Annotated in this window: 17 protein-coding genes; 6 read left to right on the plus strand and 11 right to left on the minus strand. The window is 59.0% G+C overall.

Annotated elements, in window-relative coordinates; translation table 11 throughout:
• Positions 1 to 77: 77 nt before the first annotated feature.
• From HBO41_RS03175 to HBO41_RS03195, 5 genes are all read right to left on the minus strand, one after another.
• Complete coding sequence (locus HBO41_RS03175; protein WP_017139207.1) at positions 78 to 1,013, minus strand: aliphatic sulfonate ABC transporter substrate-binding protein; 936 nt, start codon at positions 1,011 to 1,013, stop codon at positions 78 to 80.
• Positions 1,014 to 1,140: 127 nt separating this feature from the next.
• Positions 1,141 to 2,154, minus strand: coding sequence for an ABC transporter substrate-binding protein (locus HBO41_RS03180; RefSeq protein ID WP_169985105.1), 1,014 nt, complete (start codon positions 2,152 to 2,154; stop codon positions 1,141 to 1,143).
• Between the two features lie 133 nt (positions 2,155 to 2,287).
• Positions 2,288 to 2,833 carry a sigma-70 family RNA polymerase sigma factor gene (locus HBO41_RS03185; protein WP_169985107.1) on the minus strand — a complete coding sequence of 182 codons (546 nt, stop codon included), beginning with the start codon at positions 2,831 to 2,833 and terminating at the stop codon, positions 2,288 to 2,290.
• Between the two features lie 162 nt (positions 2,834 to 2,995).
• Positions 2,996 to 3,787, minus strand: a complete 792-nt coding sequence (locus HBO41_RS03190) for a phosphate/phosphite/phosphonate ABC transporter substrate-binding protein (protein ID WP_169985109.1) — start codon at positions 3,785 to 3,787, stop codon at positions 2,996 to 2,998.
• A 9-nt stretch (positions 3,788 to 3,796) separates the two neighbouring features.
• Complete coding sequence (locus HBO41_RS03195; RefSeq protein ID WP_169985111.1) at positions 3,797 to 4,726, minus strand: fatty acid desaturase; 930 nt, start codon at positions 4,724 to 4,726, stop codon at positions 3,797 to 3,799.
• A gap of 301 nt (positions 4,727 to 5,027) precedes the next feature.
• Between HBO41_RS03195 and HBO41_RS03200 the strand changes: the two genes are divergently transcribed.
• The gene (locus tag HBO41_RS03200; RefSeq protein WP_017139201.1) at positions 5,028 to 5,465 is read left to right on the plus strand and encodes a GNAT family N-acetyltransferase; all 438 of its coding nucleotides are present in this window, start codon (positions 5,028 to 5,030) and stop codon (positions 5,463 to 5,465) included.
• Between the two features lie 59 nt (positions 5,466 to 5,524).
• Positions 5,525 to 6,343 carry a class I SAM-dependent methyltransferase gene (locus tag HBO41_RS03205; RefSeq protein WP_169985113.1) on the plus strand — a complete coding sequence of 273 codons (819 nt, stop codon included), beginning with the start codon at positions 5,525 to 5,527 and terminating at the stop codon, positions 6,341 to 6,343.
• A gap of 83 nt (positions 6,344 to 6,426) precedes the next feature.
• On the opposite strand, the gene def is transcribed toward HBO41_RS03205, so the two are convergent.
• The 3 genes from def to HBO41_RS03220 form a co-directional block, all read right to left on the minus strand.
• Complete coding sequence (def, locus tag HBO41_RS03210; protein ID WP_017139199.1) at positions 6,427 to 6,966, minus strand: peptide deformylase; 540 nt, start codon at positions 6,964 to 6,966, stop codon at positions 6,427 to 6,429.
• Between the two features lie 3 nt (positions 6,967 to 6,969).
• The gene (locus tag HBO41_RS03215; protein WP_017139198.1) at positions 6,970 to 7,920 is read right to left on the minus strand and encodes a YihY/virulence factor BrkB family protein; all 951 of its coding nucleotides are present in this window, start codon (positions 7,918 to 7,920) and stop codon (positions 6,970 to 6,972) included.
• 179 nt (positions 7,921 to 8,099) lie between these two features.
• A complete protein-coding gene (locus tag HBO41_RS03220) occupies positions 8,100 to 8,285 on the minus strand; it encodes a CsbD family protein (RefSeq protein WP_017139197.1) in 186 nt (61 codons plus the stop codon).
• Between the two features lie 199 nt (positions 8,286 to 8,484).
• On the opposite strand from HBO41_RS03220, the gene HBO41_RS03225 reads away from it, so the two are divergent.
• A complete protein-coding gene (locus HBO41_RS03225; protein WP_017139196.1) occupies positions 8,485 to 8,862 on the plus strand; it encodes a hypothetical protein in 378 nt (125 codons plus the stop codon).
• A 164-nt stretch (positions 8,863 to 9,026) separates the two neighbouring features.
• Here the strand turns inward: HBO41_RS03225 and fadD1 are convergent, their stop codons facing one another.
• Both fadD1 and fadD2 read right to left on the minus strand, forming a co-directional pair.
• On the minus strand, positions 9,027 to 10,718 hold the full coding sequence (gene fadD1, locus HBO41_RS03230; protein ID WP_169985115.1) for a long-chain-fatty-acid--CoA ligase FadD1: 1,692 nt from the start codon (positions 10,716 to 10,718) through the stop codon (positions 9,027 to 9,029).
• A gap of 383 nt (positions 10,719 to 11,101) precedes the next feature.
• Positions 11,102 to 12,790, minus strand: coding sequence for a long-chain-fatty-acid--CoA ligase FadD2 (gene fadD2 / locus HBO41_RS03235; protein WP_017139194.1), 1,689 nt, complete (start codon positions 12,788 to 12,790; stop codon positions 11,102 to 11,104).
• 210 nt (positions 12,791 to 13,000) lie between these two features.
• Between fadD2 and HBO41_RS03240 the strand changes: the two genes are divergently transcribed.
• Positions 13,001 to 13,945: an alpha/beta hydrolase gene (locus HBO41_RS03240; protein WP_099550453.1), complete on the plus strand. Its 945-nt coding sequence runs from the start codon at positions 13,001 to 13,003 to the stop codon at positions 13,943 to 13,945.
• Between the two features lie 58 nt (positions 13,946 to 14,003).
• Positions 14,004 to 14,474, plus strand: a complete 471-nt coding sequence (locus tag HBO41_RS03245) for a MaoC family dehydratase (protein WP_003175719.1) — start codon at positions 14,004 to 14,006, stop codon at positions 14,472 to 14,474.
• Between the two features lie 150 nt (positions 14,475 to 14,624).
• Here the strand turns inward: HBO41_RS03245 and HBO41_RS03250 are convergent, their stop codons facing one another.
• Positions 14,625 to 15,092: a PA2169 family four-helix-bundle protein gene (locus HBO41_RS03250; protein WP_017139192.1), complete on the minus strand. Its 468-nt coding sequence runs from the start codon at positions 15,090 to 15,092 to the stop codon at positions 14,625 to 14,627.
• A gap of 204 nt (positions 15,093 to 15,296) precedes the next feature.
• Here HBO41_RS03250 and HBO41_RS03255 point away from each other — a divergent pair, with 204 nt between their 5' ends.
• Positions 15,297 to 15,533: a DUF3820 family protein gene (locus tag HBO41_RS03255; protein ID WP_017139191.1), complete on the plus strand. Its 237-nt coding sequence runs from the start codon at positions 15,297 to 15,299 to the stop codon at positions 15,531 to 15,533.
• Positions 15,534 to 15,537 lie beyond the last annotated feature (4 nt).

Consider the following 15,537-nt stretch of genomic DNA (forward strand, 5'->3'; position numbering starts at 1 on the left):
CGATGACTGTGTGTCAGGCAATGATGTGCTGTCTGGGCCAGCGCTATCGCAGGCAAGCCAGCTCCCACAGTTGATGTTCATTGGTTTAGAGCCTTGAAGACTATTTGCTGCACATCGACCTTTTTCGGGATCAGGCCGTTGGCGAAGAACAGGTCGGCGGTGCGCTGCTGATTGGCGATGTCGATGGCCTGCAGCGGCCGAATCGGCTCCGGCGAGCGGTGTTCGAAGTAGCTTTTGACCACCGCCGGCTGCAGGCCCAGGGTCTTGGCCATCAAGGCGATGCTTTCTTCGGGCTGGTCCAGGGACAGGCGCTGGGCCTTGCCGAGCGTCTTGATGATGGTGGCGACGGCGTGCGGGTACTGTTTGGCAAATGGGCTGTTGACCACAAAGAAACTGCCGGCCGGGTTAAGGCCCTGGCCGTCGCCCAATACGCGGGCGGAGCCATCGACCACAGCCGCCGAGTAGTACGGGTCCCACACCACCCAGGCGTCGACTTTGCCTTGTTCAAACGCGGCGCGGCCGTCGGACGGCGACAGGTACACCACATTCACATCCTTCCACTGCAAGCCCGCGCGCAGCAGGCTTTTGAGGAACAGGTTGTGTGCGCTGGAGCCCTTGAGCAGCGCCACGCGCTTGCCCTTGAGTTCGGCCACGCTTTGGATGCTGCTGGCTGTGGGCACCAGCACCGCTTCGGTTTTGCCTTCATTGGGCTCGACAGCGAAGTACTGCAAGTCGATGCCGGCGGCCTGGGCGAAGATCGGCGGGATGTCGCCGATATTGCCAATGTCCAGGCTGCCGGCGTTCAGCGCTTCGATCAGTGGCGGGCCGCCGAGGAATTCAGTCCACTGCACCTGGGTGCCGGGCAGCGCCTCTTCGAACAGTTTGTGCTCACGGGCCAGTACCATGCTCACCGAGCTTTTCTGGTAGCCGATGCGCAAGGTGGACGGTTCGGCCGCAGACACCGCTGCCGAAAACACAAGTGAAGCCAGAACCACACTGAAAAACTTAACCATCTCTACCACCTCGATCGTTCCCACGCTCTGCGTGGGTATGCATCCTGTGACGCTCTGCGTCACGGCGTAAAAACAGGACGCAGAGCGTCCTGGGCGGCATTCCCACGCGGAGCGTGGGAACGATCAGCTACAGGCCAGCTTTGACCTTGGCCGCGACATCCGCAGGCACCCATTGCTGCCACACTTGCGGCTGCTCTTTGAGGAACGCCAGCGCGACCTGGCGCGGCTGTTCACGTTTCTCGCTCATTTGCGCAAGGATGCCGTTGAGCAGGTCGATCGGCAGGTCGACTTTTTCAAAGAAGGTGACTAACTGTGGGTACTGCGCCTTGAACGGCGCCGACACACCAATCGCCAAGTGTGCAGGCATCGAACGGGTGCCAATGGGGTGCGGGTTGTTGGCGTCGGCCAGGGTTTTCCAGGCGTCGGCGTTGAACGGCGGTTCTTCGAGCTTGATCAGCTTGAAGCGGCCCAGCAGTGGCGTCGGCGACCAGTAGTAGAACAACACCGGTTTGCCACGGCGGATCGAGGAGGCCACTTCAGCATCCAGCGCCGCGCCGGAACCGGTGCGGAAGTTGACGAAGGTATCGGTCAGGCCATAGGCCTTGAGCTTCTGGCTATTGACGATTTCCGAGGTCCAGCCGGTGGGGCTGTTGAGGAAGCGGCCTTTGCTCGGGTCTTCAGGGTCGCGAAATACGTCCTTGTAGCGCGCCAGGTCAGCCACTGACTTAAGCTGCGGCGCCAGCGGTTTGATGCCGCGTTCGGCCTCACCCTTGATCACGTATTCAGGCACCCACCAGCCTTCGGTGGCACCTTTGACCGTGTCGCCCAGGCCGAACACTTTGCCTTCGGCCTCGGCCTTGACCCACGCCGGACTGCGCCCGGCCCATTCTTCGCCGATCACCTGAATGTCGTCCTTGGCCAGGGCGGCTTCCAGGCTCACGGTGCTGCCTGGCAAGGTGTCGGTGGGCAGGCCGTAACCTTTCTCGACGATCAGGCGCAGCACTTCGGTGATCAGGCTGCCGCTTTCCCAGGTGATGTCGCCGAAGTGGATGGGTTTGATGGCCTCGGCGGCCTGGGTTGGCTGCGTCAGGACAGCGAGAGCCAGCAGCGAGGCACCGAGCAGGTTTTTAATTGTTTTCATGCAGAACCTCATTTTCCGGAACACAGGAGATCAACGGTGGGAGCTGGCTTGCCTGCGATGGCGATGGTGGCTTCAACATCGCTATCGCAGGCAAGCCAGCTCCCACACTGGATCGGTGTGCCACTCAAGTTGTTTAAAAGTCATAACTGAGCCGCGTGTAGCTGTATGGCTGGCCGGGCGTCTGGCGCAGGCAACGGTTGAGGGCGCGGGCCATGTAGCCGCTGACCGAGCGTTGGGAAATCCCCAGTTCGGCGGCGATCTCGGGATACGTCAGGCCATTGAGCTGCGAAAGCAAAAAGGTCGCCTTGACCTTGGCCGGCAAGCCGTCGAGCAATTGGTCGATGGCCTGCAGGGCTTCGAGCATTTGCGCGAGGTCTTCAGGCGACGGTGCGTTGCAGGTTTCGTCGTTGTCCAGGGCGCCGAGATAAGCGCGTTCCAGGTCACGGCGACGCCACAGTTGGTACATCAAACGCTGAGCGATGGTGGTGAGCAAGGCACGGGGCTGACGAATCGGCAGCACGCCGGGCGAACTCAGCAGTTGGACGAAGGTGTCGGCGGCGATGTCTTCGGCGTGTGCGCGGGAATCGAGGTGGCGGTGCAAACGGCTGCACAGCCAGTCGTAATGACTGCGGAACAATCCGCCCACGTAATCGCTGTGAGAAGTGTCGGCGCCGGACATAGTGGCTCCATCTGAGAAGGTTGCGCGTTATGTCCGGTGTTCCGGTGGAGCGATCCTAGCAAGGCCGCTTATTCTTTAATAATATTTAAAATGCATTCTTATATAACCGATTGTTCGCACGCTGATCGTTCCCACGCGGAGCGTGGGAACGATCAGCGTCGATCAGCGTAGGTGCGGGTAGCCGGCAGTGGCGGCGGCTTGTTGATAGTTCAGCAGGACTTGATAGTCGTCTTCGCTGGCAGGCAGAACTGCCTGGATGCCCAGGGTTGCGACCACGTGCGGTAAATCCTGCAACGCCTGATTCATCACCCCACGAATGTGCGCCACTTGCTCATCGCTCAAGTGCAGCGGGCCGATAAAGGGCAAGGTCGGGCTCGGCGCGCTGCGGGTGACGGTGCGCAGCCCCGCCACTTCTTCGGGGGCGAAACGGGCGAGGTAGTCGTAGGTCACGCTGTCGACGGCGGCAAGGTCGGCGCGGCCTTCGCGCAGCCAGCGCAGGCTTTCGCGGTGGGCGCCGCTGATGCCGACGCTGGCGAAGAAACGGCCGTCGCGTTGCAGCGGGGCCAGGCGTTCACGCAGCAGGTTCATGCCGCTGTTGGAGTCGTGGCCGTTGATCACGCCGCGACTGTCGTAGAAGTCCGCCAGTTCGTTAAGCGAGTTGTCCTCGCGGGTCAGCAGCAGGCTGCAATGTTCGCCCTGGCTGCTGTGGGCCAGCTCATAGCGCGGGCGGCCGATCACGCGCACTTTGCCGCGCAGTTGGGTCATCAGCGGGTAGCCACAGGTTTGCGTCACCAGCAGCTCGGGCGCGAGCCACAGGCCGTGCAGGTCGAGGTGGTCGGCGTTGCGGCGCGTCAGGTTCAGGCGCTCAAAAATACGCGTCAGCCACGCTTGGTTGGCCTGTTGCACCGCTGCGGGCGCGACGTACATCCGCAGCTCGGCGTAGTGGTCACTCATGGTCGTCTCTCACGCAAAAGGGTGCCTTGGGCTGTCGATGGCCTTGAGGCCGTGGCGGCTGATCAACTGGCCATAACCCTGCACCAGAAAGCCGCCACTGCGCGCGACCCATTGTTCACGTCGCGCCCGGTAGACCGTGGGCAGCAGATACCAGGGCAACTTGGGCAAGTCGTGGTGCACCAGGTGCAGGTTGTTATTGAGGAACAGCCAGGTCCACGGCCAGGACGCTTCGTTGAGCACCGTACGCTGTTCCGGCTGCGGGTGCGGGCGGTGTTCATAGTAGGAACGGATCGACGCCAGGGACAAGGCTGGCGCGGTCACCAGCAGCAGGTAATGCCATACCGGGATGGCGCTGGAGTGGGCGATAAAGCTCAGCATCAGGATTGTCACGCCGCCGTGGGCCAGCCACATTGGCCACACCTGGGGCAGGCATCGGAGTTGATGACGCGCCAATCGGGCGATGGCCAGCGGCGATGCCAGCAGAAAACGCCCCAGTAGGGTTTTGGTCAGCCAGTGAACGCCGCGCTTGAGCAACGAGCTGTTATCCCACTGGTGTTGATTGAGGTAGCGGCTTTCCGGGTCGATGCCCGGCAGGGTCAGGTCTTCGTCGTTATGGTGCAACAGGTGACTGTCGCGGTACAGCGTGTAGGGATACCACACGGCAAACGGCGCGTAGCCGAGCAGTTTGTTGATCAGGAGCGAACGGGTGGGATGGCCATGCAGCAATTCGTGTTGCACCGACAGCCAGAGTGTCACCAGCGGGATCAGCAACACCGTGCTCAGCCACAGGCCCAGCCAGTGGCTGGCGAGGATCACGGCGAACCAGCCGATATATACGCCGATCAGCAACAGCCAGGTCGGCCATTCGGTGACTGCGGTAAAACTGCGTGCCAGGGCTTCGATTTCCCGGCGTTGGGTCAGATCAAGGTAGTTGGCCATCGGCAGCTCAGAGCAGGTGTTTCCTGCTCTGTGCAGTGAGGCGCAAAAATCTTGCAGATCGTTTGGTTCTAAGCTTGTAACTCAGTGACCGAACAGGCCGGTTTCAGTCTTCTTGGCTTTTTTGTCGGCGCGTTTTTCATCGGCGGTCTTTGCCGGCTTTTTCTTCGCGGCTTTCTTTGAATCCATACCTTTGGCCATGATGCATGCTCCACGTGAAGGGGATGTAACACTGGGTATACCACCTATTGCCCGGCAGAAGGCGCTTATAATCGGCGGCCCTTGATTACGTTGCTCAAACACCATGCCCGAACTGCACATCCAACTGCTGGCAGAGCCACTGTGGCCGCTGCTGAACAAGTTTTACCGCCGCCATAATTCGCCGATGAAGGCCCTCAAGGGCGGGCGCTTGTGGGTGGCGCGTGACAGCGAGATTGTCGCCGGGTTGTGCCTTACGCCTGTGGTGGGAGGGCAATGGCTGACCGGCGTGTTTGTTGACCCGGCGTATCGCGGCCACGGGCTGGCGGCGCGGTTGATTGCTGCGGCAGTGGCCGATGTGGAAGGCACGGTGTGGTTGCTGTGTCATCCGCAGCTGGAAGGGCTCTATCAACGTATGGGTTTCACCCAGGAAACCACCCTGCCCCAATCGCTGGGTGAGCGCCTGGCGCGCTACAAACGCAACAAGCCAATGATCGCCATGGGCTTAGACCTTTTAGTGAGGTCCACTGCGGATAATGTGTGATCGGCCCGTGCAAGGCCCGTGCTAGCCTCGACAGCACAGTGGCCCCTTACAGGATGATCATGAAAACCACGCTTGCAGCGCTGTCTCTTACCGCCCTCCTCGCTCCGGCTTTAAGCCAGGCAGCGAATGCGCCGATTACCGCCGAGCAATACGCCAGCGTGCTGGCCGGCAGTTGGCGCGACCCGGCCAATAGCGCGCGTGACGGTTACCGCCACCCGCAGCAAACCCTGGAGTTCTTCGGCCTGAGCGCCACACAGAGCGTGATCGAAATCACCCCGGGTGGCGGTTGGTTCAGCGAAATTCTCGCGCCGCTGCTCAAGGACCACGGGCATTACATCGCCGCCGTGCAAGCTGCCAGCAGCAGTGCTTATGCTGCGACGTCCGAACAGAACCTGAAAAACAAATTCGCCGCCGACCCTGCGCGCTATGCGAAGGCCGAAGTCGTCGAGTTCAACCCCAAAGCCCCGGTGCTCGGCAAACCGGCTTCGGTGGACGCCGTGCTGACCTTTCGCAATGTGCATAACTGGGTAGACGCAGGCACCGCGCCAGCGACCTTCAGCGCGTTCTACACCGTGCTCAAACCAGGCGGTGTGCTGGGCGTGGAAGATCACCGGGCCAAAGACGGCGCGGACCTGGAAGCGATCAAGGACAGCGGCTACCTGACCACGGCGCAAGTGGTGAAGCTGGCGACGGACGCCGGGTTCAAGCTGGCCGGGCAGAGCGAGGTGAATGCCAACCCCAAGGACACCAAGGATTACCCGGGTGGCGTGTGGACGTTGCCGCCATCGCTGCGCTATGGGGAGCAGGATAAGGCCAAGTATGTCGCGATTGGCGAGTCGGATCGGATGACGTTGCGGTTCGTTAAACCCGCCCGATAACTCTGTTTGGAATGCATTCCAAATGTGGGAGCCAGCTCCCACATAAGCGCGCTCCGACATTTAGATATGAGTGTGCCTGAGGGTTACTCGTCAGCGTTTGGATCCATATCCGGGAACATCACTTCGATAAACCCGAACTTGCTAAAGTCGGTAATCCGCGAGGGGTATAACCGGCCGATCAGGTGATCGCATTCATGCTGCACCACCCGTGCATGGAAGCCGTCGGCAACGCGCACGATCGGCTCGCCCTTGGGATCGAAACCCTCGTAGCGAATCTGCTGGTAACGATCTACCGCGCCACGCAGGCCCGGCACCGACAGGCAACCTTCATAACCCTCTTCGAGCACCGGGCTGAGCGGCGTGATCAGCGGGTTGATCAGGATGGTCTGCGGCACCGGCGGCGCATCCGGGTAGCGTTCGCTGGCCTCGAAACCAAAGATAACAAGCTGCAGGTCCACACCAATCTGCGGCGCGGCCAGGCCGACACCGCCGACGTGCTCCATGGTCTGGAACATGTCATCAATCAACTGCCACAGCTCAGGGCTGTCGAACATTTCCGGCGGAACCGGTGGCGCGATGCGCAGCAGGCGCTCGTCGCCCATTTTCAGGATTTCACGGATCATCGATCAGACTTCATCGGTAGTGGGCTTGGAGTGGTCCCGGCCCAGGCCTGAGACGTGCTGTTTTTCATTCGTGTGGCTGTCTTCATCAAATTCCTTTTCACCTGGGTCCTTGCCTTCGGCCGACATGTGCTCGATCACGGCATTCATCTCCGCGCCGAGCAACAACACGGCGGCGGAAATATAGAAGTACAGAAGCAGGACGATGATCGCACCGATACTGCCATACATCGCGTTGTAGTCAGCAAAGGTTTTGACGTAATAACCAAAGCCCAGCGAGGCGATGATCCACACCACCACGGCCAGCACTGAGCCTGGGGTGATAAAGCGGAATTTTTGCTCAACATCGGGCATCACGTAGTACATGAGGGCCACGGCGAACATCAGCAGAATCACGATCAAGGGCCAGCGCAGGATGGTCCATAAGGTGACCACGAATTCCTGCATGCCGATCTGCCCGGCGAGCCATTCCATCACTTGCGGGCCGAGCACCATCAGTGCGGCAGCAGCGAGCAACATGCCGGCGATGCCGACAGTGTAGAAAATCGACAGCGGGAAGCGCTTCCAGATCGGCCGGCCTTCGACCACGTCATAGGCGGCGTTCATCGCGCTCATCATCAGGCGCACGCCGGCCGAGGCGGTCCACAGCGCGATCACGATACCCACCGAGAGCAAACCGCCCTTGGACTGCTGCAACTGGTCGATCACCGGGTTGACCTGCTCCAGCGCCTGGGGCGGCAACACCAGTTCCGACTGCATGCGCAGCCAGGTGAAAAAGTCCGGCAGGTGCAGGAAGCCGATCAGGGCAATGAGGAACAGCAGGAAGGGAAACAGCGAGAACAGCATCTGGTAGGCCAGTGCCGAGGCGTAGGTGGGCATTTCGTCATCGACGAATTCCTTGACGGTGCGCAGCAGCACTTTGTGGAGCTTGAGGCCGTCTAGTACCGGAAAAATCATAGCGTCTCCTTTCGCCGCAAAAGGGTGAGGTCGTGGGCGACTCAGGGGCCGTTTTCTACATCAAAGTAGCCCATTTGGCGACTTTGAAACAATTTCCAAACTTTAGTTGCACGCTTCACATAAAAACGGCCATCCGTAGATGGCCGTCGGGCTGCATGAATCCAGCCGGCGATTCAGTGTTACTTGACGGCTTTTTTTACCGCATCTTTGGTGTCGCCGACGGCTTTTTCGACCTGACCTTTCTTCTCCTGCAAAACGCCTTCAGCGTGCAGCTTGTCATTGCCGGTGACTTTGCCGACACCTTGCTTGATGTTGCCGACAAGTTCATCTTTCAAACCTTTTGCCTTATCCGATGTGCTGCTCATGGTATTTCTCCGAAAGAACAATCAAGGGTTTTGGTCATTACCTAAAGATTGACCCGAGGCCGTTCGGCAGAGTTTCAATTATTTTCAGCGCGCATTTCATCGCAGCGAACAGGTTTGGCTTTATGTTTTGCCGCTAACCCATGAGAATGCCCGGCACATTCAGGCTATAACGCTGAATAACAGATCCCGTAGGAAGGTTATGAAACTCAATAAAGCACAGGCTATCGCCCGCAGAAACCAGGAACTGGGCGGTGCCGTACTCGGCGTCAACAACTGCCACTTCACCGACCTGGACAGCAAACGCAACATCTGGTGGTTCGACCTGCCGCTGGTGCGCATTGGTGTGGGCCAGTACGAGTGGGTTCACTTGTTGATGCACAACGCCGAGACTGACCAGTTGCTGCACCTGAAAGTGCCGACGGCGTTCCTGCGCGAACACATCGAAGGGCTGGTGGTGCGCAACGCAGGCAAGCGCAAGCCGGAGATTACCCTGGAGCTGAGCGCGGATAAGGATTCGTTCTTGAAGGATGTGCGCCCGGCAGGTGCTGGCGTGGGCTTCGCGCAGTTTGCCTTGTAAGAACGCGGTAAAACAATGTGGGAGCTGGCTTGCCTGCGATGGCGGTATACCCATCACAGTTGGGCTAGCTGATCCACCGCTATCGCAGGCAAGCCAGCTCCCACATTGGACTGTATTCCAGCTCAAGCTATAAAAAACCCCGCATCAGCGGGGTTTTTTATCGGTTACTTTTTAAGGCCCAGCTTCTTCAGCTCTTCATCGCGCAACTCACGGCGCAGGATCTTGCCCACGTTGGTGGTCGGTAATGCATCACGGAACTCCACGGCCCTGGGCACCTTATAGCCGGTGACGTTGGCGCGCATGTGTTCCATGACCTGGTCCTTGGTCAGGGTCGCGCCTGGCTTGACCACAATAAAGATCTTGATGTGCTCACCGGATTTTTCATCCGGCACGCCGATGGCCGCACATTGCAGCACGCCCGGCAGGCTTGTCAGCACGTCTTCCAGTTCGTTGGGGTAGACGTTGAAACCGGAGACCAGAATCATGTCTTTCTTGCGGTCGACAATGCGGATGTAGCCGTCTTGCTGGATGATCGCGATGTCACCGGTCTTCAACCAGCCTTCACTGTCGAGCATTTCGGCGGTGGAGTCGTCGCGCAACCAGTAGCCCTTCATCACCTGCGGGCCTTTCACACACAGCTCGCCGGTTTCGCCCAGCGCCAACTCGGTGCCATCGTCGGCGATGACTTTGCACAGGGTGGAAGGCACCGGAATGCCGATGGTGCCGATCTGGATATGCTGGATCGGGTTGACGGTGGCCACCGGGCTGGTTTCGGTCATGCCGTAACCTTCACAGATGCCACAGCCGGTCACGGCTTTCCAGCGCTCAGCCGCAGCCAGTTGCAGGGCCATGCCGCCCGACAAGGTCACTTTGAGTGCGGAGAAGTCCAGCTTGCGGAACGCCTCGTTATTGCACAGCGCCACGAACAGCGTGTTCAAGCCGACAAAGCCGCTGAACTTCCACTTCGACAGTTCCTTGACCATCGCCGGCAGGTCGCGCGGGTTGCTGATCAGGATGTTGTGGTTGCCGATCAGCATCATCGCCATGCAATGAAAGGTGAACGCATAGATGTGGTACAGCGGCAGCGGCGTGATCAGGATCTCGCAGCCTTCATTGAGGTTGGAGCCCATCAGCGCCTTGCACTGCAACATGTTGGCAACCAGGTTGCGGTGGGTGAGCATCGCGCCCTTGGCCACGCCGGTGGTGCCACCGGTGTATTGCAGCACGGCCACATCGCCGCTGGCGGGGCTGGCGTCGTTAACCGGTTGGCCGTGCCCCTTGGCCAGCACGTCGTTGAACTTGATCGCCTTGGGCAAGTGATAGGCCGGGACCATTTTCTTCACGTACTTGATGACGCTGTTGATCAGCAGGCGCTTGAACGGCGACAGCAAGTCAGCGACTTCGGTGACGATCACGTGCTTGACGGCAGTCTTGGGCACGACTTTTTCAGCCAGGTGCGCCATGTTTGCCAGGCAGACCAGGGCCTTGGCCCCGGAATCATTGAATTGGTGTTCCATTTCCCGCGCGGTGTACAGCGGGTTGGTGTTGACCACGATCAGCCCGGCACGGATGGCACCGAACACGGCCACCGGGTATTGCAGGACGTTGGGCAGTTGCACGGCGATTCGATCGCCGGGCTTCAAATCGGTATGCTGTTGCAGGTAGGCGGCGAAGGCGCCGGACAATTCGTACAGTTCACCGTAGGTGATGGTCTTGCCCAGGTTGCTGAAAGCCGGTTTGTCGGCGAAGCGCTGGCAGGACTGTTTCAGTACCGCCTGAATATTCTGATACTCGTCTGGATTGATGTCTGCAGCAATCCCGGCGGGGTACTTATCCTTCCAAAAGTCTTCGTTCATGGAAGCCCACTCCTCAGCGACGCGAATTCATCATCGCATTTGATGCGATTATTATTGGTGTATGTTTTTTTAGGTGAATCTGGCGCTTTCAAGCAGGCCGAGAAGTCACAAAGCGCGCCGAGAGTAGCAGCTTTGCCAAGGGCCGCCTAGAGCCAAAAGAAGGCCCCACAGTCATAAACATGACTCAAGAATATCTAATGGTCATTTTTAGAGCAAAGATTCTATAATCCAGGAAATCGCTCTGGAATGGGCTTTACGGAGCGATAAACAGCAATGTGGGAGCTGGCTTGCCTGCGATAGCGGTGAATCAGTCGATAAATCGGGTGACTGATATATCGCTATCGCAGGCAAGCCAGCTCCCACATTTTTTATTGCATTTCACATCAGGCGATGTCGCGCAGCTCCCTGCGCAAAATCTTGCCCACCGGCGTCATCGGCAACGACTCACGCAACACAATGTGCTTGGGCACCTTGTACCCGGTGAAGTTGGTCTTGCAGTACGCCTTCAACTCATCAACGCTCACACCTTGGGCGCGCGCCACCACAAACAGCTTCACCGCCTCGCCGGTGCGTTCGTCCGGTACGCCGATCACCGCGCAGTTGGCCACTGCTGGATGCGCCATCACCACGTCTTCGATCTCGTTGGGGTACACATTGAAGCCCGAGACGATGATCAGGTCTTTCTTGCGATCGACGATGCTGACAAAACCATCGGTGTCGATCACCGCAATATCACCGGTTTTGAGCCAACCTTCGGCGTCTAGGGTCTCGGCAGTGGCCACGGGTTGCTGCCAGTAACCCTTCATCACCTGCGGGCCTTTGATGCACAGCTCGCCGCGCTCGCCCAGGGGCAGCTCGCGGCCTTCATCATCAATCACTTTCATCGCCGTGCCCGGCACCGGAATGCCCACGGTGCCCAGCCGCGACTGGCTGCCGTAGGGGTTGGTGCTGGCCACCGGCGAGGTTTCGGTGAGGCCGTAACCTTCGCCGATGGAGCAACCGGTGAGAGCCTTCCAGCGCTCGGCGGTGGCCTTGACCAGCGCAGTGCCACCCGAATTGGTGATCTTGAGATGGGAGAAATCCAGGGTCTTGAAGTCGGGGTGATCCATGAGCGCCACGAACAGCGTGTTCAACCCGAGCAAGCAGGAGAACCGCCACTTTTTCAGCTCCTTGATAAACCCGCCGATGTCACGCGGGTTGGTGATCAGCACGTTGTGGTTGCCGGTCACCATCATGCACATGCAGTTCGCGGTAAAAGCATAGATGTGGTACAGCGGCAGCGGCGCAATCATCACCTCCTGCCCTTCTTTCACCAGCGGCTGGCCGTCATCGGTGACCTGGGACATGCACGCCCGCGCCTGCTGCATATTCGCCACCAGGTTGCCGTGGGTGAGCATCGCGCCCTTGGCCAGGCCGGTGGTGCCGCCGGTGTATTGCAGCACGGCGATATCATCCAGCGTCACCGGGTGGCGAACCACCGCCTGGCCCGCGCCCATGCGCAAGGCGCGCTTGAACGACACCGCACGTGGCAGGCTGTAGGCCGGGACCATTTTCTTGACCTTGTCGACCACGGTGTTGACCAGCCAGCCTTTGGCGGCGGGCATGAAGTCGCCCATCCTGGCTTCGATCAGGTAGTCGATCTCGGTGTCGGTGCACACGTCCTGCACCCGCGAACCGAACAGGTTGAGATAGACCAGCGCGCGCACGCCGGCATCCTTGAACTGGTGGCGCATCTCACGCGGGGTGTACAGCGGGTTGGTGTTGACCACGATCAACCCGGCGCGCAGCGCGCCGAACACCGCAATCGGGTAATGCAGCACGTTGGGCATCTGCACCGCGATGCGCTCGCCAGGCTTGAGGTCGGTGTGGTTTTGCAGGTAGCCGGCGAACGCGGCACTCTGGCGCTCAAGCTCGGCGTAGGTCAAGGTGATGCCCATGTTGCTGAACGCCGGACGGTCGGCAAAGGCCTTGCAGGAGCGTTCAAAGACCTCGATCACCGATTTGTAGGTAGTGAGGTCGATATCATTGGGAACGCCCGCCGCGCGTTTGTCATTCCAGAAATCAGGTTGCATTATTCTTGTCCTCGTACCTGAGTGTGTCCGGCCGCTTTCTCATTGGTATAAAAAGCGGAGCTTTGGGGACGTTAGCAGCTATGGCCAAACAGGCAAATACGCGCAACTGTGTCATTTATTGTATGAATCTTGCCCCTAACGTGTAGGCAGATACACCAGCCCCGGCCAGATGAGCTATACACTGCAACGACCCTGAGCAAAGGAAGCGCTATGAATCACAGCACCTTCTGGCTGACCGCGAATGACCGCAGCCGCCTGTACGTCAATCAATGGCTGCCGGACGGGCCCGCCAAGGCCATGATCATGCTGTCCCACGGCATGGCCGAACACAGCGGGCGCTATGCACGCCTGGCCGAAGCGCTGTGCGCAGCCGGCTACGGCCTGTACGCGCCGGACCAGCGTGGCCATGGCCGCACCGCCGATGAAGGCACGCTGGGCCTGTACGCCGAAAAGGATGGCTGGAATAAAGTGGTGGGCGACCTCGCCAGCCTCAACCAGCACATCGGCCAGCAGCAGCCGGGCCTGCCGATCATCTTGCTGGGCCACAGCATGGGCAGCTATATCGCCCAGGCGTACCTGTTGCACCATAGCGCGAGCCTGAACGGGGCGATTCTCAGCGGTTCGAATTACCAGCCGGTGGCGCTTTACCGCGCCGCCGGCGTCATTGCCCGACTGGAGCGCGCACGCCAAGGCCTGCGCGGGCGCAGTGCATTGATCGACTTTTTGTCGTTCGGCTCATTCAACAAGGCATTCAAGCCCAACCGCACCGCGTTTGACTGGCTAAGCCGCGACCCGCTGGAGGTGGACAAGTACATCAATGACCCGCTGTGCGGCTTTCGCTGTACCAACCAGTTGTGGATCGACTTGCTCGGCGGCTTGCAGCAAATCAGCAAAGCGTCCAACCTCGCACAGATCGATCCGGGCCTGCCAATTATGATAATGGGCGGCGAATGTGATCCGGTAAGTGAAGGCAAACGTCTCAAAAGCCTGGCCCATGCCCTGCGTGAGGCTGGTTGCCAGAACCTGCAATTGAATATCTACCCGCAGGCGCGTCATGAAGTGTTCAACGAAACCAACCGCGATGACGTGACAGCGGATGTTCTGAAGTGGCTCGACCAGGCCTTGACGTTACGCAGGCCGGCGCGCTGCGAATAACTTTTTCCTTTAAAATCAATCTATTAAATTACCGATTAGCCACAGGATGCACCTTTAGATGACCCAGGTTACCAACACCCCATACGAAGCCCTCGAAGTCGGCCAGACCGCCAGCTACAGCAAGACCGTCGAAGAGCGCGATATCCAGCTGTTCGCGGCGATGTCCGGCGACCACAACCCGGTGCACCTGGATGCCGAGTACGCCAAGGCGACCATGTTCAAGGAGCGTATCGCCCACGGCATGTTCAGCGGCGCGTTGATCAGTGCAGCGGTAGCGTGCGAGCTGCCTGGGCCGGGCACTATCTACATCGGCCAGCAGATGAGCTTCCAGAAGCCGGTAAAAATCGGCGACACCTTGACCGTGCGCCTGGAGATCCTGGAGAAGTTGCCCAAGTTTCGTGTGCGCATCGCCACGCGCGTCTTCAACCAGCGCGATGAGCTGGTGGTGGACGGTGAGGCTGAAATTCTTGCGCCGCGCAAGCAACAGGTTGTTACGTTGACTGAGCTGCCGCCGATCAGCATTGGCTGATAAAAATCTCGAAATCAATACAAAGCAAATGTGGGAGCTGGCTAGCCTGCGATACACACACCTCGGCGTATCAGTTACACCGGGGTGATGCTATCGCAGGCAAGCCAGCTCCCACATTCAGTTACAGCTTAGGCAGTTACAACACAGGGCTTACGAGTTAGCGCGAGCCTGGTTACGCAGGGCTTTCACCTGGTCGTGGTTACGTTGTGCGCCGTGGAACTGACGCTCAACCAGGTCACGAATACCCAGCAGGTTGTGCTTGTTGATTTTCTCGATCGCTTCCTTGTAAGCCTTCAGGGCGTGGTCTTCACCGCGCTCGGCTTCGTTCAGTACTGCCTCTTCATCTTTACCGGTGACCAGCGACTTCACGTCGACCCAGCCACGGTGCAGAGCGCCGGCAACCGAACCGGATTCTTCCGGATCGCCACCCAGGGCACGCACGGCGGTTTGCAGCTCGGCTGCGGCAGTGGCGCAATCGGCGGAGCGTTTCTGGAACAGCGCCTTGAGCTCAGGATGCTTGATGTCTTCAGCACAAGTCGCGAAGCCTTTCTGGCCGTCTTTGCTGGTTTCGATCAGGTCGTTGAGTACGGAGATCGATTCTTTGTTGATGTCAGTCATTTTTCAATTCCTTGTGCAGGTTAGAAGGTTGTCTTAATGAGTGCAGCGCCCGTGCCAGGTTTTGAAAAATTAATTTATTGATATATATCAGCTACTTACAAAATATTGAACCATCTGTATGTACGTTATTTGCATGATCTGTCATTTGGCCTTCATGCAGAATGCCTGTATTTTCCAAGGACTCGACGCCAACCCTTGAAGCCCATGAACCCCGAAAAACTCGAATTGCTGATCACCCGCGAAATGCCCTTCGGCAAGTACAAGGGACGCATCATCGCCGACCTGCCCGGCCCCTACCTGAACTGGTTTGCCCGTGAAGGTTTTCCTCACGGCGAGCTGGGCGGTTTGCTCGCTTTGATGCAGGAAATCGACCACAACGGCCTGTCCGAACTGCTGGAGCCGCTGCGCGTAAAACACGGCAAACCTGCCCCCCGTCATTAAAGAG

Source organism: Pseudomonas sp. WS 5146, assembly GCF_012985495.1.
In the GTDB taxonomy this organism is placed as follows: Bacteria; Pseudomonadota; Gammaproteobacteria; order Pseudomonadales; family Pseudomonadaceae; genus Aquipseudomonas; species Aquipseudomonas edaphica.